This window comes from Haloferula sargassicola (genome assembly GCF_040362925.1).
Taxonomy (GTDB): domain Bacteria; phylum Verrucomicrobiota; class Verrucomicrobiia; order Verrucomicrobiales; family Akkermansiaceae; genus Haloferula; species Haloferula sargassicola.
Genome location: NZ_BAABRI010000013.1, coordinates 1 through 17,847, shown reverse-complemented (window position 1 = coordinate 17,847; position 17,847 = coordinate 1). Strand labels below are relative to the sequence as shown.

14 protein-coding genes are annotated in these 17,847 nt (G+C 65.4%); 10 read left to right on the top strand and 4 right to left on the bottom strand.

Annotation, left to right across the window (positions count from 1 at the left end):
• Positions 1-50: 50 nt before the first annotated feature.
• On the top strand, positions 51-2,429 hold the full coding sequence (locus tag ABXH26_RS12155) for a tetratricopeptide repeat protein (protein ID WP_353567344.1): 2,379 nt from the start codon (positions 51-53) through the stop codon (positions 2,427-2,429).
• Here the strand turns inward: ABXH26_RS12155 and ABXH26_RS12150 are convergent, their stop codons facing one another.
• From ABXH26_RS12150 to ABXH26_RS12140, 3 genes are all read right to left on the bottom strand, one after another.
• Complete coding sequence (locus tag ABXH26_RS12150) at positions 2,430-3,596, bottom strand: rhomboid family intramembrane serine protease (RefSeq protein ID WP_353567343.1); 1,167 nt, start codon at positions 3,594-3,596, stop codon at positions 2,430-2,432. It abuts the gene before it with no gap.
• A 60-nt stretch (positions 3,597-3,656) separates the two neighbouring features.
• Positions 3,657-4,214 carry a preprotein translocase subunit SecG gene (gene secG, locus ABXH26_RS12145; protein WP_353567342.1) on the bottom strand — a complete coding sequence of 186 codons (558 nt, stop codon included), beginning with the start codon at positions 4,212-4,214 and terminating at the stop codon, positions 3,657-3,659.
• A 68-nt stretch (positions 4,215-4,282) separates the two neighbouring features.
• The gene (locus ABXH26_RS12140) at positions 4,283-5,602 is read right to left on the bottom strand and encodes an NAD(P)/FAD-dependent oxidoreductase (RefSeq protein WP_353567341.1); all 1,320 of its coding nucleotides are present in this window, start codon (positions 5,600-5,602) and stop codon (positions 4,283-4,285) included.
• Positions 5,603-5,707: 105 nt separating this feature from the next.
• Here ABXH26_RS12140 and deoC point away from each other — a divergent pair, with 105 nt between their 5' ends.
• From deoC to ABXH26_RS12115, 5 genes are all read left to right on the top strand, one after another.
• The gene (deoC, locus tag ABXH26_RS12135) at positions 5,708-6,634 is read left to right on the top strand and encodes a deoxyribose-phosphate aldolase (protein ID WP_353567340.1); all 927 of its coding nucleotides are present in this window, start codon (positions 5,708-5,710) and stop codon (positions 6,632-6,634) included.
• 177 nt (positions 6,635-6,811) lie between these two features.
• Positions 6,812-7,273 carry a hypothetical protein gene (locus ABXH26_RS12130; RefSeq protein ID WP_353567339.1) on the top strand — a complete coding sequence of 154 codons (462 nt, stop codon included), beginning with the start codon at positions 6,812-6,814 and terminating at the stop codon, positions 7,271-7,273.
• Positions 7,274-7,286: 13 nt separating this feature from the next.
• Positions 7,287-8,774 (top strand): aldehyde dehydrogenase family protein, encoded by a 1,488-nt coding sequence (locus tag ABXH26_RS12125; RefSeq protein ID WP_353567338.1) that lies wholly within the window; start codon positions 7,287-7,289, stop codon positions 8,772-8,774.
• Positions 8,775-8,913: 139 nt separating this feature from the next.
• Positions 8,914-9,750: an aldehyde dehydrogenase family protein gene (locus ABXH26_RS12120; protein ID WP_353567337.1), complete on the top strand. Its 837-nt coding sequence runs from the start codon at positions 8,914-8,916 to the stop codon at positions 9,748-9,750.
• 90 nt (positions 9,751-9,840) lie between these two features.
• Entirely contained in the window at positions 9,841-10,899 is a 1,059-nt protein-coding gene (locus tag ABXH26_RS12115; RefSeq protein WP_353567336.1) for an alpha/beta fold hydrolase, read from the top strand.
• On the opposite strand, the gene ABXH26_RS12110 is transcribed toward ABXH26_RS12115, so the two are convergent.
• The gene (locus ABXH26_RS12110) at positions 10,900-11,193 is read right to left on the bottom strand and encodes a c-type cytochrome (RefSeq protein ID WP_353567335.1); all 294 of its coding nucleotides are present in this window, start codon (positions 11,191-11,193) and stop codon (positions 10,900-10,902) included.
• Positions 11,194-11,468: 275 nt separating this feature from the next.
• Between ABXH26_RS12110 and ABXH26_RS12105 the strand changes: the two genes are divergently transcribed.
• The 4 genes from ABXH26_RS12105 (at position 11,469) to ABXH26_RS12090 (ending at position 17,549) form a co-directional block, all read left to right on the top strand.
• Positions 11,469-13,754, top strand: a complete 2,286-nt coding sequence (locus tag ABXH26_RS12105; RefSeq protein ID WP_353567334.1) for a GH92 family glycosyl hydrolase — start codon at positions 11,469-11,471, stop codon at positions 13,752-13,754.
• A gap of 95 nt (positions 13,755-13,849) precedes the next feature.
• Positions 13,850-15,004 (top strand): MFS transporter, encoded by a 1,155-nt coding sequence (locus tag ABXH26_RS12100; protein ID WP_353567333.1) that lies wholly within the window; start codon positions 13,850-13,852, stop codon positions 15,002-15,004.
• A 25-nt stretch (positions 15,005-15,029) separates the two neighbouring features.
• Positions 15,030-16,130 (top strand): ROK family protein, encoded by a 1,101-nt coding sequence (locus tag ABXH26_RS12095; protein WP_353567332.1) that lies wholly within the window; start codon positions 15,030-15,032, stop codon positions 16,128-16,130.
• 6 nt (positions 16,131-16,136) lie between these two features.
• Positions 16,137-17,549, top strand: coding sequence for a glycoside hydrolase family 125 protein (locus ABXH26_RS12090; RefSeq protein ID WP_353567331.1), 1,413 nt, complete (start codon positions 16,137-16,139; stop codon positions 17,547-17,549).
• The last annotated feature ends 298 nt before the right edge of the window (positions 17,550-17,847 follow it).

The following is a 17,847-nucleotide window of genomic DNA, read 5'->3' as shown; positions in this document are numbered from 1 at the left end:
AGCCCGCCCCCGGCTTGCCAATCCGGCCCCTGCCGCCCCATGCTCCCGCCATGCGCCGCCTGCTGACCCTTGCCCTGCTCGCCCCCGTTTCCGGGGTCGCCCAGGAACCTCCGCGCGCCGTTCCCGTCGATCCCGCTCTGGTTCAGGATCCGGCGCAGGACTGGTTCCAGCACGGGCGGAACGTCTACGAATCGGCCAAGCGCGCCAGCGGTCAGACGCAGCTGAACCTCTACGACCGGGCCCGCGAGATTTTCTCGGACTACATCAACAACAACCCGAACCACGAGAACACCGAGGCCGCCTGGTGGTATCTCGGGCAGTCGTGCTACAACACGGGCCACGTGGACGAAGCCAAGCGCTCGTTTCACGCCCTGCTGAACCGCTACGGGAAAGGGCGTTACGCCGCCGCCGCCGCCTACACCCTGGCCGCCGATCATTTCAACAACCGGCAGTACGGGCTGGCCGCCACCTTGTTTGAAAAGCTGGCCTCCATCGCCACCAAGCCGGTCGACCGGCTGCGCGGCCACTACTACGCCGGCAAGAGCTACGAGCTGCTCGATCAGGACCGCTCCGCCGCCCGGCACTACAAGGCGGTGATCGATGATCCCGAGCCCGGCAACATCTACCGCACCAAGGCGGCGCTCGACTACGGCCGCATCCTGGCCGCCGACGACAAAAACGAGGAAGCGCTGGCCCTGTTCGAGGAGGTGGTGCAGTCGAGGATCGAGTCCGCCGAGACCCGCGGCGAGGCGGCGCTGGCCGCGGGCGCGACGTCCGCCAAGCTCGGCCAGTTCGACAAGTCCGAGCAGTATTTCCAGCTCATCCTCCGCACGCCCGGCATGGACAAGCAGCGGGCCGCGGCCCAAACGGCGATGATGGCCTCCCGCTTCAAGCAGAAGCAATACCAGCAGGTCATCGAGGTCTTCCGCGGCAACCCGACGGCCACCGGCGAGGGTGAAAACGAGGCCCGTCGCCTGATGCTCGCCGCCCGCGCCTACATGATGCTAGACCGGAATGCCGAGGCGCTGCCGTTGTTCCGCGAGGTGGAGCGCCTCGAGCCGCCGGCCTCGCAGCGGGCCTTCGATGCCGCCTACTACCGCCTGCTCTGCTTCTACCGGGTGGAGGGCCGCCATGTGCTCGAGCAGGTGGATGCGTTTCTCCAGCTCTACGGGCGGAAATACGGCAAGGACCCGAAAATCCACACCGCCCGGCTGATGAAGGCCGAAACCCTCTTCTCGGAGGGCAAGAACGAGGATGCGGCCGATGTTTACCGGGAAATCGACGGCAGCATGCTCTCCGACAAAAACCGCAGGGGTCTGAACTACCAGCGGGGCCGCTGCCTCTTCGAAGCCGGGGATTTCGCCGGGGCGATCAAGTCGCTGAGCGAATTCATCGACTCCAATTCCGAGGATCCGCGCCTCGCCATGGCCCGCACCACCCGCGGGCGTGCCTACTCCCGCACCGGTTCCGATGCCGCGGCGCTGGCGGACTTCAAGGCGGTGCTCAGCACCTCGGACGACCGCAACCTGCTCACCATCGCCCACCTCGATGCCGCCGAGATCGCCAAGCGCGACGGGGATCTGAAGGAAATGGTGGCGTCCTATCAGCGCTTCCTCGAGGCCAAGGTGACCACCGATCCCGAAGCCATCGCCAAGGCCAGCTACTGGGCCGGCTGGGGCCTGGTGAAAACCGGCAGCCCGGGCGATGCCATCGACTACCTCACCCGCGCCCGTTCCCTGGCTCCGAAGCGCTATGACAAGCACGCGGGCCTGTTGATGTGCCTCGTTTACCTCCAGCAGAAAAACCAGCAGGAGCTGATCCCCGAAGTCGGCAAGGCGATCGAGGGCGGCTATGCCATCGACCTGCCCGAGCCGCTGATCCGCTGGGCCGCCGACCAGGCCTTCAACAACGGCGATTTTCTCAATGCCGCGCGCTTCTACGATCTGATCGCGGACAGCGAGAACCCGGAGCTGGCCCCGAAGGAGGTGTGGCGCTTCCTTGGCAAGGCCCGCCTCCGTTCCGGCGATCCGGCCGGCGCGCTGATCGCCATCAACCATGCCCTCGACGTCGAGGAAGACCCCGCCTGGCGGGCCGACGGGCTGGCCGACCGCGGCGCCGCGCAGCTGAAGCTGGGCAAGATCGACAAGGCCACCCAGGCCGTGGAGGAAGGACTCGCGCTGCGGCCCGAGGGTCGCACCGGGGCCCAGCTGAACCTGGTGCGCGGCGATATTTTCATGGCGGAAAAGAAGCCGCAGGAAGCGGTCCGCGCCTACATCCTGCCGGTCGAGCTGATGGACGATGGCGACCAGGTGGTGAAACCGCGTGCCTACTACCAGCTCATCCAGGCCCTGAAGGCGGCCGGCAAGGAAGCGGACGCCAGGAAATACGAGCAGGAGCTCAAGCGGAAGTATCCCGACTGGAAGCCGTGATCAGGAAGTGATCCGGACGAGCGTCCACAAGGCCGCGGCCACGAAAACCAGCCCCGCCGCCCCGCCGCCGATCTGGTCGGCCCAGGTCAGGCGCGGGCGGGTGGCGGAATTCGACGAAGGAAACACGCCGAAGGCGTAGGCCATGCCGAGAACCAGGCCGCCGCCGTGGGCGGCATTGTCGATGAACTTGAAGCCGACGATGCCGATGCCCGCCGTCAGCAACAGGCCGGCGATGAGGCGTCGGCGTGAGCTTTCCGGCACCAATCGGCGGTGCAACCACTCGAACACGAGCAGGAACCCGAGCATGCCCATGAGGCCGCCCGAGGCACCGAGGGACGGCGCTTCCACCCAGCGGGATGAGCATTCCCCGCCGACCCATGCCGAGAGCACGAAGACCAGCAGCACGTGCGGCCAGCGCACCAGCACCTCCATGCGGCGGCCGAGGTAGAGCAAGGCCGAGCCGTTGAAGAACAGGTGCAGCGGATGCCCGTGCAGGAAGGGCGCGGTGGCCAGCCGCCACCAATCCTCGGGGCGGCCGTTGAGCTTGATCAGGCCGGCCGTCTTCACCTGCTCGGCCAGACTCTGCGGGCCGAGCCATTGCACCAGGGCCACGACGCCGATGGCGCCCATCATGAGCTTGGTCACCGGGGCCTTCTGAGCCATCAGCCAGGTTTCGAAACGCAGGCCTTCCAGGTCGGGCAGTCCTTCCTCGGCGCGCCACGCCCGGGCCCGGCGCAGGCGTTTTTTTCCGCGATACCACGGGAAGAAACCGAGCATCAGGAACAGGATGAGGGCCAGCCCCAGGGTCCCGGTCATGGCCGAGGCGCCCCGGGTGAAGAACGCGAACAAGGCGAAGCCGGCCATGAACAGGCCGAAGATCTTCATCTGGCTGAGCCCCTCGCGGATTTCCCACTCGGCCCAGCGCACCCGCGCTTCCTTCAGCGCCGGCAGCAGCGGCGGCAGCTCTTCGGGCAGGACCAGGTGCGGGTGGTCCGGCGTCCACACCATGTCCACGCTGGCACCGGCGTCATCGACGATCGCCGCCGAGAGTTCGGCAATTCCCTCGCAGACATGGCGGCGGCCCTTGCGGTCGACCCAGCCCCATCCTTCGCCGGCGGCGGGAAAGGCGTCAGGGCGTTGCCAGGCAGGCTGGTCGGAGTCCGGCATTTCGCTGGGAGAAGCGCCGCAAGCGGCCGGTTCCGCGCAAACTTGTCGCCGCGCCGGACCTTATTCCGGCTTGTCGGCCGGGTCCTCAGCCGGCGTTTCGGACGGCTCGGTCGCCGCGCCGTCGTCGGTGGCGGGCGCCTCGGTGGCTTCGTTTTCCGCCGGGGCGGGCGTTTCCTCCGGGGTCATTTCCGGCTCGGCCGCGGGGGCCTCATCGGGGGCGGTCGGCGTCTCCGCGGCCTCGCTGGATTCCACCGGGATGGATTCCTCGAGCGGCGGCGCGGTTTCTTCCTTCGGAGCCTCGACCTGCTCTTCGGCCGCGGCCGGCTGCTTGACCATGGTCTTCCGCTCTTCCAGCGTCGTGCGGCGCGAGTAGAGGATCGCCAGCGTCAGCGTCAGGATGAAAAAGATGGTGGAAAGGTAAACGGTCGCCTTCTGCAGCACGTTGGTGGTGCGGGCGCCGAACATCTGGTCGGTCATGCCCGAGCCGAACGCGGCACCGAGGCCTTCCTGCTTCGGACGCTGCATCAGGATGACGAGCGAAAGCAACAGGGCGACGATGACGAAAACGACCAGCAGGAGATTGATGCTGATGGAGAGCCAGTCGGCAGCGAGAATCATGGGGGCGGGAACCTGTCAGAGCCCTTGCGCGATGTAAAGAGGGGTTTTGCACCGGAAAAACCGGCCTTTCAGGTGGGTCTCGAGGCCTCGGACGGCGGGTTGGTGATGATCCGCGCGCCGGGTTGGTTGCTGACGTAGGCAAAGGCCCAGCCGAGCAGCACCACCAGCTTGTTGCGGAAGCCGATGAGGAACAGAATGTGCACCAACAGCCAGGCGAACCACGCCATCAATCCCCGCAGCCGCAGCTTGCCGGATTTCACCACCGCGGCGTTCTTGCCGATGATGGCCATCAGCCCCTTGTCGAAATACCGGAACTTCGGCCGCAGGTCGTAGCGCTCCACATCCTCGCGCCGGTCCCTCATCCTCAGGTCGTCCTTCAGCACCTTGGCCACGTGCTTGCCCATTTGCGTGGCCGCCGGAGCCACCCCCGGCACCGGCTTGCCCTCGGTGTCCTTCATCCGGACGAGGTCGCCGATCACGAACACATCGCGGTTTCCCGGCAGGGAAAGATCCGGCTCGGGAGTGACCCGCCCCGCCTTGTCGGCGAGCTCGATCCCGAGCTGGCGGGTCAGCGGGTTGGCCTCCACGCCCGCCGCCCAAATGATGGCACCGGCCTCCAGACTGCCGCCGTCGCTGAACCTCAGTTTCCCCTCCCCCACGTCGGAAACGCGCGTCCCGGTCATGACCTCCACGCCCAGCGACTCGAGCCGGTGTTTCGCGTAGGCGCTCTGGTCGTCATCGTAGGCCTCGAGAATCCGGTCGGAGCCCTCGATCAGAACCACCCGCAGCTGGCCGGTGTCGATGTGACGGAATTCGTCCTTCATCGAGCGATGGATCAGGTCCGCGAAGGCGCCGGCCAGCTCCACGCCGGTGGGGCCGCCGCCGACGATGCCCACCGTCATGAGCACGCGGCGTTCGTCAGGATCGTCGCTGCGCTCGGCCCGCTCCAGATTCGCCAGCACCCGACGCCGGACCCCCTGCGCATCTTCGAGCGACTTGAGGCCCATCATGTGGCGTTCCCAGTCGTCGTTTCCGAAAAACGAGGTCTTCGCCCCCACCGCGAGCACGAGGGTATCCCAGTGGTATTCTTTTCCCGAGCGGCCGATCGCCCGCCGGCCGCGCATGTCGAGGGTGTCGATCTCGTCCATCAGCACCTGCACGTTGCGCGCGTCCTCCAGCACTTGCCGCAGCGAGCGGGCGATGTCCGGCGCGGCCAGCGAGGCGGTCGCCACCTGATAGAGCAGCGGTTGGAAAAGGTGATGGTTGGCGCGATCGACCAAGGTCACCTGGAAGCGCCGGTCGTTGGCGAGTTCGCGGGCGCAGGTCAGGCCGCCGAAGCCGCCGCCGAGGATCAGGACTTTGCGAGGGGCTGTACCGGTTTCTCCCATGGGCCCAACATTCCGCCGCTTCGTGATCCCGCAAGCGGCGACTCGCCCGCCGGGCCGATGATCCGCCTTGTCCGCGCGGGCCCCGTGCGCTCCTATTCCAGACACATGCCCGCACCCGCCTTTCGCCGCCTGCTTGATGACATCGGCCCCGTCGACGCCGTGGGCGTCGATGAGCGCGTCGCCAAATACACCACCCGCTCGATCAAGAAGCAGTCGAAGGTGTTCGGACTGAAGCTCGCCGTCACGATGGTCGACCTCACCACTCTTGAAGGCAAGGACACGCCCGGCAAGGTCGCCTCGCTGTGCCAAAAGGCGCTCTGCCCGCATCCCGAGGGCGATGTCCCGCAGGTCGCCGCCGTCTGCGTTTATCCCGCCATGGTGAAACACGCGGCCAAGCATGTGAAAGGCACCGGCGTGCGCATCGCCAGCGTCGCCACCGCTTTCCCCTCCGGTCAGGCCCCGCTGAAAACCCGGCTCGCCGAGGTCAGACAAGCCGTCGCCGACGGCGCGGACGAGATCGACATGGTCATCAACCGCGGCGCTTTCCTCGCCGGCGAGTTCGCCGGGATGCAGGACGAGATCGCGGCCGTCGTCGAGGCCTGCGGCGACGCCACCCTCAAGGTCATCCTCGAAACTTCCGAGCTGGAAACCTACGACAACATCCGCGCCGCCAGCTTCCTCGCCATGCGCGTGATCCGCCCCGGCGACTTCATCAAAACGAGCACCGGCAAGACCTCGGCCAACGCCACCCTCGGCAACAACCAGGTCATGCTCGACGCCATCCGCGACTTCTACCTCGAGACCGGCACCGAGATCGCCATGAAGCCCGCCGGCGGCATCAAGACCGCCAAGCAAGCCCTCCAGTTCCTCATCGCCGTCAAGGAAACCCTCGGCGACGCCTGGCTCACCAACACCCGCTACCGCTTCGGCGCCTCCTCCCTCCTCAACGACCTCCTCCGCCAGCTCGAAACCCAGCGCACCGGTGCCTACCAAGCCCCCTGGACATTCACCGAAGACAGCGGCGGATACTAACCATGGAAGCCCCCGAAAAAGACCGCTCGCACTGGCCCCAAGCCAAGCTGGGATCCTTCGACGAAGTCCGCGCCTACCGCATTCGCCAGTGGCAGGAAGCCGGCTGCGAGGCGCGCCTTCAAGCCGCTTGGGAACTTGTCTACGACTACTGGGTCGGGATGAAAAACTTGCACCCTGATGAACTCAGACTTCAAAGATCTATTGCGAATCTTCGCCGAAGAGCAGGTTGAATATCTCGTCGTCGGAGCATACGCCGTGATTCACCACACCCAGCCGCGATACACCAAGGACATCGATCTCTGGATCAAGCCCTCGGAAGAGAATTCGTTTCGTGTCGCTCGAGCGTTTCATCGTTTCGGTCTTCCGCTGATTGAGGTCACTCGCGAGGACTTCGCTGGTCCCGGCTTGCAGTACGTGGTGGGCGTATCTCCCTGCCAGATCGACTTCCTGACCTCTCTCCCCGGGGCCGGTGAGTTTGAAGACGCTTGGAAGCACCGCTCGACAGGAAAAGCCGGCACCTTTCCCATTCACTTTCTCGGCAAGAACGAACTGCTTCAGAGCAAGACCTTGGCTGGACGCCCGCAAGACCTCGCCGACATCGACGAACTCCTCCGCGCCAACAACCCCACGGATCACTGATCACTCTCTTCCCATGCCCGCGAAAAAATCACCCCGCTCGAAAACCCAGGCCCGAGAACTCCTCTTCGGCGACCTCTGGGAATTCGACCCCGCACCCGAGTCCGCGCCCGCCTATCTCGAAGATCGCTACAAGCTCTTCATCGATGGCAAACACGTCGCTCCCTCCTCGCGGAAATGCTTCGACTCCATTTCACCGCGCGACGGCAAGAAGCTCGCCGAAATCCCCCAGGCCACCCAAGCCGACGTCGATGCCGCCTTCGCCGCCGCGAAGAAAGCCTTCGTCTCCTGGTCGAAACTCCCCGGTGCCGAGCGCGGCAAGTACCTCTTCCGCATCGCCCGCCTGTTGCAGGACCGCTCTCGAGAGTTCGCCGTGGCCGAGACTCTCGACGGCGGCAAGCCGATCAAGGAATCGCGCGACTTCGACCTGCCCATGGCCGCCGCGCACTTCTTCTACCACGCCGGCTGGGCCGACAAACTCCAGTACGTCGCCCCCGGCCGCACGCTCGAACCCCTCGGCGTTGTCGGCCAGGTCATCCCGTGGAATTTCCCGCTGCTGATGCTCGCGTGGAAAATCGCGCCCGCGTTGGCTACGGGAAACACCGTCGTCATCAAGCCCGCCGAGACCACCTCGATCACCGCGCTCAAGTTCGCCACCATCCTCGAACAAGCCGGTCTCCCGCCGGGCGTCGTCAACATCGTCACCGGCGCGGGCGAAACCGGTGCCGCCATCGTCAATCACCCCGACGCCGCCAAGATCGCCTTCACCGGCTCGACCGAGGTCGGCAAGATCATCCAGCGCTCCCTCGCCGGCAGCGGGAAAAAACTCACCCTCGAGCTCGGCGGCAAAGCGGCCAACATCGTTTTCGACGACGCTCCGCTCGATCAGGCCGTCGAGGGCATCGTTAACGGCATCTTCTTCAACCAAGGCCACGTCTGCTGCGCCGGCTCGCGGCTGCTCGTGCAGGAAGGCATCGAGAAAGAACTCGTCGCCCGCCTCAAGCGCCGCCTCGCGACACTCCGCGTCGGCGATCCCATGGACAAGAACACCGACATCGGCGCCATCAACTCGCAGGAGCAGCTCACCCGCATCAAGGAGCTGGTGAAAAGCGGCATCGACGAAGGCGCGGACATCCACCAGCCGACCTGCAAGCTGCCCGGCAACGGCTTCTATTTCCCGCCCACCCTCTTCACCGGCGTCGCGCAAAGCCACCGCATCGCGCGCGAGGAAATCTTCGGCCCGGTCCTTTCCATCATGACCTTCCGCACGCCGGAAGAGGCCATCGAAAAAGCCAACAATACCTGCTACGGCCTCAGCGCCGGCGTGTGGACCGACAAGGGCTCGAAGATCCTCAAAATGGCCGCCGCGTTGAAGGCCGGCGTCGTCTGGGCCAACACTTACAACAAGTTCGATCCCAGCTCGCCCTTCGGCGGCTACAAGGAGTCCGGCTTCGGCCGCGAAGGCGGCAAACACGGCCTGCTCGACTATTCTTCGCTTCGCTAAGTTTGCTAGTTTTCAGTGTTCAGTTTTCAGTCTCACCAAACCCGTTCCACCCTCGCCTCCATGCCTTCCCTGAACACTGGAAACTGAACACCAGCAAACTCCCGCCCGCCAACTCACCGAGCGCCCACTCGACCTTCACATGATGACTTCCCTGAAAATCACCAAAACCCCCAAGTGCTACGTCGGCGGTGCCTTCATCCGCTCCGAGTCCGGCCGCGTCTACGAGATGCGCAGTAGCTCCGGCGAGTTCCTCGCCAACATCCCGCTCTGCTCGCGCAAGGACCTGCGCAATGCCGTCGAGGCCGCCGCCAAGGCCGGTCCCGGCTGGGCCAAGCGCTCGCCCTACAACCGCGCCCAGATCCTCTACCGCATCGCCGAGATGATGGAGTCGCGCTTTTCCGAAATGTCTGCCGCCTGCGGCGAAACGGAAGTCCGCGCCACCATCGACCGCATCGTCCACTTCGCTGGCTGGGCCGACAAATACGAGCAGGTCCTCGGCAGCGTGAACCCGGTCGCCACCCCGCACTTCAACTTCACCATCACCGAGCCCATGGGCATCATCGGCATCCTCGCGCCCGAGGAGTCGCCGTTGCTCGCCCTGATGACCCTCATCCTGCCGGCCATCGTTTCGGGAAACGGCGCCGTCGCCCTGGCCTCGAAGTCGCAGCCTTACGCCAGCATCCTCCTCGGCGAGATGCTCGCCGTCTCGGACCTGCCCGGCGGCGTGATCAACCTGCTCACCGGCGACCGCGCCGAGCTGATCCCGACCTTCGCGACCCACGAGCACCTGCGCGCCGTTTCCGCCACGGCGGACAAGGATGAAGCCACCACCCTCCAACAGGGCGCGGCCGAATCGGTGAAGCGTGTCGTCCTCCACGCGCCGGACACCGACTGGACTTCGAAGAAACACGACTCGCCCTACGCCATTCGCGATTTCCTCGAGGTCAAGACCGTCTGGCACCCGATCGGCAGCTGAGCGGAAATGCTGCGAAAACCTGGGAAGCTTTCCCGGCGACAAATGGCAAAGTCGGTGTTTGATGCGCTCATGCGTGGTGTGTTCCTCCCGATGATCCTTGCCCCCGCCCTCACCAGCGGGGCGGACTTCTTTTCCCAGCTCGATGCGGACGGCAACGGGCGCATCACCCTCAACGAGATTCCCGAGGAGGCGCGGCCGTTCGTGAAACTCGTCGATGCCAACGGCGATGGCGAGCTTTCCCACGCCGAGTTCGGCCGCATCGCGGCGAGCCTGCGCCAGATGATCCCCGAGGAACCGGGAGAGGTGACGGAAACGCAGAACGTCGACTATGTGGGAGCCGGTCATCCGCGGCAGACGCTGGACCTCTACTTCCCGCAGCCGAGTCCCGATGAACCCCTGCCGCTGATCGTTTACCTCCACGGGGGCGGCTGGATGGGCGGTACCAAGCAGGAAGCCCGGCCAGTCGCCGACGCCCTGACCGCCACCGGCGACTACGCCGTGGCCTCGATCAACTACCGCCTGATCCAGGATGCGTTGTGGCCGGCCCAGCTCGACGACTGCAAGGCGGCCGTCCGTTTCCTGCGCGCCAACGCCAAGACCTATGGGATCGATCCGGACCGCATCGCGGTCATGGGCGTCTCCGCCGGGGGCCATTTGGCCTCGCTGCTGGGCACCACCTCGGGTGAGGCGGGCACCGAAGGGGCTCTCGGCAAATACCCTGGCACCTCGAGCAAGGTCGCGGCCGTGGTGGACCTGTTCGGCCCGACGAATTTCGAGACCTTCTTCGGCGAGGACACCGACATCGTGGGCATGAGCCGCACCAACGCCGCCATCCGCGTGCTCGGCATGAAAGATGAGGACATCCTCCGCAACGCCCGGCTGGCGTCACCCGCCCACTGGGTTTCGAAAAACGATCCGCCGTTTCTCATCGTCCACGGCACCCGCGACGACGTGGTGCCCTTCGCGCAGTCCGCGGAATTCGAAGAGATGCTGAAGGCCAAGGGCGTCGATGCCCGCCTGATCGCCGTGGAAGGCGGGGGTCACGGCTTCCGGAGCGACGAGCTGAACCAGCGGATCAAGCGCTTCCTCGACCGCCACCTGCGGGGTGGCACGGCGGAAGTATCGACGACCCCGATCCGGCTGCGCTGATCAGTCGCGCTGCTTCCGGGGCGTGGCTTCGAGCTGGGCGGCGACGAGATAATTCAAGAGGTCGGCCTGGTCGGCGGGCAGCAGGTCGGCGTGGTCGGCCATGTGCGGGACGTAGCCGGTCCAGTAGGCCGCCGACTTGCCGCGGACCGCGATCGGATCGTGGCAGTTGGCGCAGGCCTGCCGATAGACCGCCCGTCCGTTTTCGAGATGGTCGCGATCGACCGGGGAAAGCGCCACCATTTCCTCGGAAACGGCCGGCATGGTGGACGGCGCGCACTGGGCGAGAAAAACCACGACGGGCAGAAGACAAGACCACTTCACCGCGGCATCCTGAGTCGCCCGCCTGGCGGCCGCCAATCCCGAATCCGGCGGCGGGCCCGGATTTTCCCGCCGACGACGGATCGCGTCAGGAAGAATCCTTTCTTGGGCAGATTTGGCTGGTCGCCGCGCCCTGCTTCCGGTTTTTGCTCGGGGGATCGCCCGATTTCGCCCGCTGACGCGATTCTTGCCTGTCCGGGCTGCAAGACTTTGCAGTTTCCTGAGGTAGCAAGACCGACCCAAGAATGTTCATGTCAACCCAAGCTCCGCTCCGATTTTTCTGTCCGTTTGCCGCGGCAACCCTGTTGCTCGCCCCCGCCCTCGCTGAGGAAACGCCCGCCGACCAGGTGGTCACGCTGCAGGGGTCCGATTCGACCGGCGGTTTCTCCCACGGCAATACCTATCCGGCCGTCGCCATGCCGTTCGCGATGAATGCCTGGTCGCCCTTCACCCAGCCGGTGAAGGACTCGTTTTTCTACCAGTACCGGCAGCCCAAGCTGCGTGGCCTGCGCCAGACCCACCAGCCGAGCCCGTGGATCGCCGATTACGCCGCCTTTTCCGTGATGCCGGTCAGCGGCGAGCTGATCTGTGACGAAGAAGGCCGCGCGTCCGAGTTCAGTCACGACAAGGAGGTCGCGAAGCCCTTCTACTACAGCGTGGAGATGGACACCTGGAACGTGAGCGCCGAGATGACCGTCACCGAGCGCTGCGCGTCGTTCCGCTTCACCTATCCGGAGGAAAAGGATGGCTACGTGATCCTCGACGCGTTTCCGAAGGGATCCTCGGTCGAGGTCCAGCCGGACCAGCAGCGGATCGTCGGCTGGGTGAAAAACAACAGCGGCGGGGTGCCGCAGAACTTCGCCAACCACTTCATCATCCAGTTCGACCAGCCTTTCCTCGACCAAGGCACTTGGAAGCCGGGCGCGGAGCCGTCGAAGGACCTCAAGGCGGAAGACGAGCACGTCGGGGCATGGGTGAAGATCGATCCGAAAAAGGGCCCCGTCACGTTCAAGGCGGTCTCCTCTTTCATCGACCAGGCCCAGGCGGAAACGACGCTCGGCCTGGAAATCGGCGACAAGGATTTCGACGCGGTCATGGAAGCCGGCAAGAAGCGCTGGAACGACACGCTGGGCAAGATCGAGATCGAAGGCGGCCTGCCCGACCAGCGCCGCACCTTCTACACCGCTATGTATCGGGCCACGCTGTTTCCGCACCGCCTCAACGAGCCGGGTGCCGACGGCAAGGATCGCTACTACAGCCCCTATGACGGCAAGGTTCACGAGGGCGTGATGTTCACCGACAGCGGCTTCTGGGACACCTTCCGCTGCGTCCACCCGCTGTTCAACATCCTGTTCCCCGAGCTGAACGACCAGATCCTTCAGGGGGTCCTCGCCGCCTACGAACAAAGCGGCTGGCTGCCGGCGTGGGCGAGCCCGGGCCACCGCGGCTGCATGATCGGCAACCACGCGTTCTCGCTTTTCGCCGACGCGTGGGCGAAGGGAAACCGGAACTTCGATGCGAAGAAGGCCGTCGAGGCCATGCTGCACGACTCCTCCCACGAAGGCCCGATCGCCTCGATCGGCCGTGATGGCGCACCCTCCTATCTCCAGCGCGGCTACGCCTCGGATGACAAGACCCACGAGTCCGCCGCCAAGACGCTGGAGTATGCCTACAACGACTACTGCGCGATGATCGTGGCCGAGGGAGTCGGCAACCAGGAAGCGGCCGAGACTTTCCGCAAGCGGACCGGCAACTACAAGAACCTGTGGGACCCGGAAGTCGGCTTCATGCGCGGCAAGCTCTCCACCGGCGAGTGGAAGCCGGACTTCGATCCCGCCCGTTGGGGGAGCCCGTTCACCGAGGGCTGCTCGTGGCACTACACCTGGAGCGTGTTCCACGACATGCAGGGGCTCATCGACCTGATGGGCGGCGACCAGGCTTTCACCGACAAGCTCGACGACGTCTTCCAAGCCGACCCGCGGGTCAACACCGGTGCCTACGGCGGCATGATCCACGAGATGGCGGAAATGATCGCCGCCAACATGGGCCAGTACGCCCACGGCAACCAGCCGATCCAGCACATGATCTATCTCTACGGCTACGCCGGCCAGCCTTGGAAAACCCAGATCCACGCCCGCGAGGTGATGGCCCGCCTCTACCACCCCACGCCCGACGGCTTGTGCGGCGACGAGGACAACGGTCAGACCTCCGCCTGGTATGTCTTCAGCGCCCTCGGCATGTATCCCGTGAATCCCGCCAGCGACGAGTATGTGATCGGCAGCCCGATCTTCGACAAGGCCACGGTCCACCTCGACAACGGCAAGACCTTCACCGTCACGGCCGACACCAACGGCCCGATGCGCCCCTACATCCAGGAAGCCAGCCTGAACGGCGAGCCGCTCAACCGTTGCTTCCTGCGCCACGGCGAAATCACCTCCGGTGGAGAAGTCCGTTTCCGCATGGACTCCTTCAAGAAGGAAGACTGGGCCGCCGGCCCGGACTCCCGCCCGTCCTCGCAATCGCGGCCGGCGAAGTGATCCGGGATGACTGTCATCACGGCATTCCCATCCTCGTCCTCGCCGCGACCTTCTGCTAGAAAGCCCATCTCGTTTCAGATCCCAACCTAACATCCATGAACATCAAAACCCTACCGATCCTGTTGGCCTTCCTCCTCATGGGCGTGGCCGACGCCATGGGCCCACTGTCCGACGCCGTGAAGGAGCAATTCCAGCTCTCCTCGGTGATGGCCGCGCTGATGCCCTTCTTCGTGTTCATCGCCTTCGCGATCTTCAGCGTCCCCGGCGGCCTGCTGGCGGCACGGATCGGGAAAAAGAAGGTCCTGCTCCTCGGCCTCGGCCTCAACACCATCGCCGTGGCCGTCCCCGCCTTCATGAACCCGCCCTACCCCCTGCTGCTCGCCTGCATCTTCCTGCTCGGCGTCGGCACCACCTTTCTCCAGGTGGCGGGGAATCCGATCATGCGCGACGTCAGCGCCAGCGGCAACTACAGCCGCAACCTGGCCCTCGCCCAAGGCTTCAAGGGCATCGGCAGCTCCGCCTCAGCCCTGCTGCCCTACGTCATCGGCGGCGTCGCCCTCCTCGCCGCCATGGGCTGGCGCGGGGCCTTCCCGATCTTCTTCGCGCTCATGGCCGTGGCCTTCGTTCTCGTCGCGATGATGAAGATCGATGAAACCAAGGCCGACGTTCCGCCCAGCATCAGCAGCTCGCTCGGCCTGCTTGGCATCCCCACCTTCGCCATGGCGGTGCTCGGCATCTTCCTCTACGTCGGCGCCGAGGTCTGCATGGGCACCTTCCTCAAGCCCACCCTCGCCGAGCTGGGTCTCGCCGAGGAAAAAGCAGCCGGTTTCGGGCCCACCATGTTTTTCGCCTTCATCACCGTCGGCCGGCTCGTCGGCGGCGTGGTGAAGATCAACCCGCACACCTTTTTCCGCATCTCCGCGCTGGTCGGCCTGATCGGCGTCGGCTGCATCATGTCCGGCATGCAGCAGCTCGCCCTGGTCGGCGTGGTGCTCGGCGGCCTCGGTTTCGCCAACATCTGGCCGATGCTGTTCTCGATCACCGTCGAGGAAAAACCGGAGTCCGCCAGCGAGCTCTCCGGCCTGATGTGCATGGCCATCTCCGGCGGTGCCCTGGTCCCGCTGCTGATGGGCAAACTGGTCGATGCCGACATCGCCAAAGCCCTGACCTTCGTGGTTCCCGGCGTGTGCTTCGTTTATCTGCTCCTGCTTTCGCTGAAGAGCGGCAAGACCGCCCCGGCCGCCGCCTGATCCCCAACCCGCGAAACCCCGACCCATGCCCATCGAATCCGATCCCCGCATCGTCCTCACGCTCGACGCCGGCGGCACCAACTTCCGCTTCGGCGCGATGCGCGGAGGCAAGGCCATCGTCGAAGGCGTCCACCTGCCCTCGAATGCCAACAACCTCGAACTCTGCCTGAAGGGCATCGTCGAGGGCTTCGAAACCGTCGCCGCCCGCTGCCCCGAGCCGCCGGTGGCCATCAGCTTCGCCTTCCCGGGACCCTGCGACTACCCCGCCGGCATCATCGGCGACCTCGGCAACCTGCCCGCCTTCCGCGGCGGCGTGCCACTCGGGCCGATGCTGCAGGAAAAGTTCGGCATCCCCGTGTTCATCAACAACGACGGCGACCTCTTCGTCTACGGTGAGGCCATCGCGGGTCTGCTGCCCTACATCAACGGCCTGCTCGAGAAGGCCGGCAGCCCGAAGCGCTTCAAGAACCTCTTCGGCATCACCCTCGGCACCGGCCTCGGGGGCGGCATCGTCCGCGATGGCCACCTTTTCGTCGGCGACAACTCGGTGGCCGCCGAGGTCTGGACGGTCCGCAACAAGCTCGACCCCGGCACCAATGCCGAGGAAGGCGCCTGCATCCGCGCGGTCCGCCGCATCTACGGCGAGCGCACCGGCACGCCTTTCGAGGAAACGCCGGAACCGAAGGTGATCTTCGACATCGCCCAGGGCATCGAGCCCGGCGACGCGGAGGCCGCCAAGGAAGCCTTCCGCAGCCTCGGCGAGGTCGCCGGCGACGTGATGGCCACCGCCCTCACCCTGCTCGATGGCATCGGCGTCATCGGCGGCGGCGTCTCCGGTGCCTGGCCCGCCTTCCTGCCGGCGCTGATCGACGAAATGAACAGCGATCTCACTTCGCCCGACGGCACCAAGTTCCGCCGCATGCCCGACAAGACCTTCAACCTTGAAGACCCCGCCCAGCTGGAAGCCTTCCTCAAGGGCGACTCGCGCGAGGTCCGGGTCCCCGGCAGCGACCGCACCGTCCTCTACGATCCTCTGCAGCGCACCGGCGTCGGCATGAGCCGCCTCGGCACCAGCGAAGCCATCTCCCTCGGCGCCTACGCCTACGCCCTCCAACAACTCGGCTGACCCCTCATGAAAGCAACTCAGGTTCTGACCTCACTCCTCACCGCCGCGGCCTTGGCCCAGCCCCTCGTGGCGGCCGATGCCCCGACTGCGCGCCCGCCGGTCGATCAGCGCCATTTCCACAGCGATGCCGTCGAGGCCTTCATCGACAAGGTCGCCGCCGACATCGCCGACGAGGAAACCTCGCGCACCTTCCGCAACTGCTTCCCGAACACGATCGATACCACCGTGTATTACTCGGAGGAAAACGGCGTGCCGGACACCTACATCATCACCGGCGACATCGATGCCATGTGGCTGCGCGACTCCTCCGCGCAAGTGAATCACTACATCCCGCTGGCCAAGGACGACGAGAAACTCGCCAAGCTCATCAACGGCCTGATCCGCCGCCAGACGCGCTACATCCTCATCGACCCCTATGCCAACGCCTTCTACCGCGAGTCTGACAAAGTCAGCGAATGGAAGAGCGACCACACCGACATGAAGCCCGGCGTGCACGAGCGGAAGTGGGAGCTCGACTCGCTCACCTACTGCATCCGCCTCGCCTGGAAATACTGGAAGGCCACCGGCGACACCTCGCCTTTTGACGACCAGTGGCTCGATGCCATGCAGCTCGCCGTGGACACCATGATCGTCCAGCAGCGCAAGGACGGCAAGGGACCCTACAGCTTCATGCGCACCACCCAGTGGCAGACCGACACCGTCCCCGGCGCCGGCTTCGGCAATCCGGTGAAGCCCAACGGCATGATCTGCTCGACCTTCCGCAACTCGGACGACGCCGCCACCTTCCTGTTCAACATCCCGGAAAACCTCATGGCGGTCGTCAACCTCCGCCGCCTCGCGGAGATGCTCGATGCTCTCGGGAAAAAACCGGAGCTCGCCAAAACCTCGCGCGACCTGGCCGACGAGGTCGAGGCCGCCGTCAAGCAGCACGGCATCGTCGAGCACCCGAAATACGGCCGCATGTATGCCTACGAGGTCGATGGTTTCGGCAACGCCCTGCTGATCGACGACGCCGGCCTGCCGAGCATCGTCGCCATCCCCTATCTCGGCTATGGCTCGATCGAGGACGAGGTCTACCAGAACTCCCGTCGTTTCGCACTCAGCGAGGACAACCCGTATTTCTACAAGGGCAAGGCCGCCGAGGGCACCGGCAGCGCGCACCTCGCCCGTGCGGGCGACAACCTGATCTGGCCGATGGGCATTTCCTCGCGGGTGCTCACCAGCGATGACCCGGAGGAAATCGACAAGTGCCTCTCCATGCTCGTCGACAACACCGCCGGCACCGGTTTCATGCACGAGGGCTTCAACGCCGACGACGGCAACGACTACACCCGCCCTTGGTTCGCCTGGTCGAACTCGCTCTTTGGTGAGGCCGTGGTCCACACCTGGGAGAACCACCCGGAGGTGCTGAAAAAATAAGCCGAAGCGGCGGCTCCGGGAGGGGCGGCGGGCATCCTAAAGGGGCGGCGGGCATCGACCGCCGGACAGGGCCCACCGATCTTGCTCGTCTTGCAAGGCCGCTTCGAGTCCCTTCGACATCGCGTCAAGGACCTCGATGCGGCTTCGAGGAACTTCGAGTTCTTCCTTCCTGCCCGGCGGTCGATGCCCGCCGCCCCCGTTCCCTTCGACATCGCGTCAGGGACCTCGACGCAGCTTCGAGGAACTTCGAGCTCTTCCTTCCCGCCCGGCGGTCGATGCCCGCCGCCCCCGTTCCCTT

Bases quoted from the DNA above. Each gene is read 5' to 3' on its own strand.
- ABXH26_RS12130 (WP_353567339.1), top strand. From the start codon at position 6,812: ATGAACTCAGACTTCAAAGATCTATTGCGAATCTTCGCCGAAGAGCAG.
- deoC (WP_353567340.1), top strand. From the start codon at position 5,708: ATGCCCGCACCCGCCTTTCGCCGCCTGCTTGATGACATCGGCCCCGTC.
- ABXH26_RS12120 (WP_353567337.1), top strand. From the start codon at position 8,914: ATGATGACTTCCCTGAAAATCACCAAAACCCCCAAGTGCTACGTCGGC.
- ABXH26_RS12125 (WP_353567338.1), top strand. From the start codon at position 7,287: ATGCCCGCGAAAAAATCACCCCGCTCGAAAACCCAGGCCCGAGAACTC.
- ABXH26_RS12100 (WP_353567333.1), top strand. From the start codon at position 13,850: ATGAACATCAAAACCCTACCGATCCTGTTGGCCTTCCTCCTCATGGGC.
- ABXH26_RS12090 (WP_353567331.1), top strand. From the start codon at position 16,137: ATGAAAGCAACTCAGGTTCTGACCTCACTCCTCACCGCCGCGGCCTTG.
- ABXH26_RS12095 (WP_353567332.1), top strand. From the start codon at position 15,030: ATGCCCATCGAATCCGATCCCCGCATCGTCCTCACGCTCGACGCCGGC.
- ABXH26_RS12140 (WP_353567341.1), bottom strand. From the start codon at position 5,602: ATGGGAGAAACCGGTACAGCCCCTCGCAAAGTCCTGATCCTCGGCGGC.
- secG (WP_353567342.1), bottom strand. From the start codon at position 4,214: ATGATTCTCGCTGCCGACTGGCTCTCCATCAGCATCAATCTCCTGCTG.
- ABXH26_RS12150 (WP_353567343.1), bottom strand. From the start codon at position 3,596: ATGCCGGACTCCGACCAGCCTGCCTGGCAACGCCCTGACGCCTTTCCC.
- ABXH26_RS12105 (WP_353567334.1), top strand. From the start codon at position 11,469: ATGTCAACCCAAGCTCCGCTCCGATTTTTCTGTCCGTTTGCCGCGGCA.
- ABXH26_RS12115 (WP_353567336.1), top strand. From the start codon at position 9,841: ATGATCCTTGCCCCCGCCCTCACCAGCGGGGCGGACTTCTTTTCCCAG.
- ABXH26_RS12155 (WP_353567344.1), top strand. From the start codon at position 51: ATGCGCCGCCTGCTGACCCTTGCCCTGCTCGCCCCCGTTTCCGGGGTC.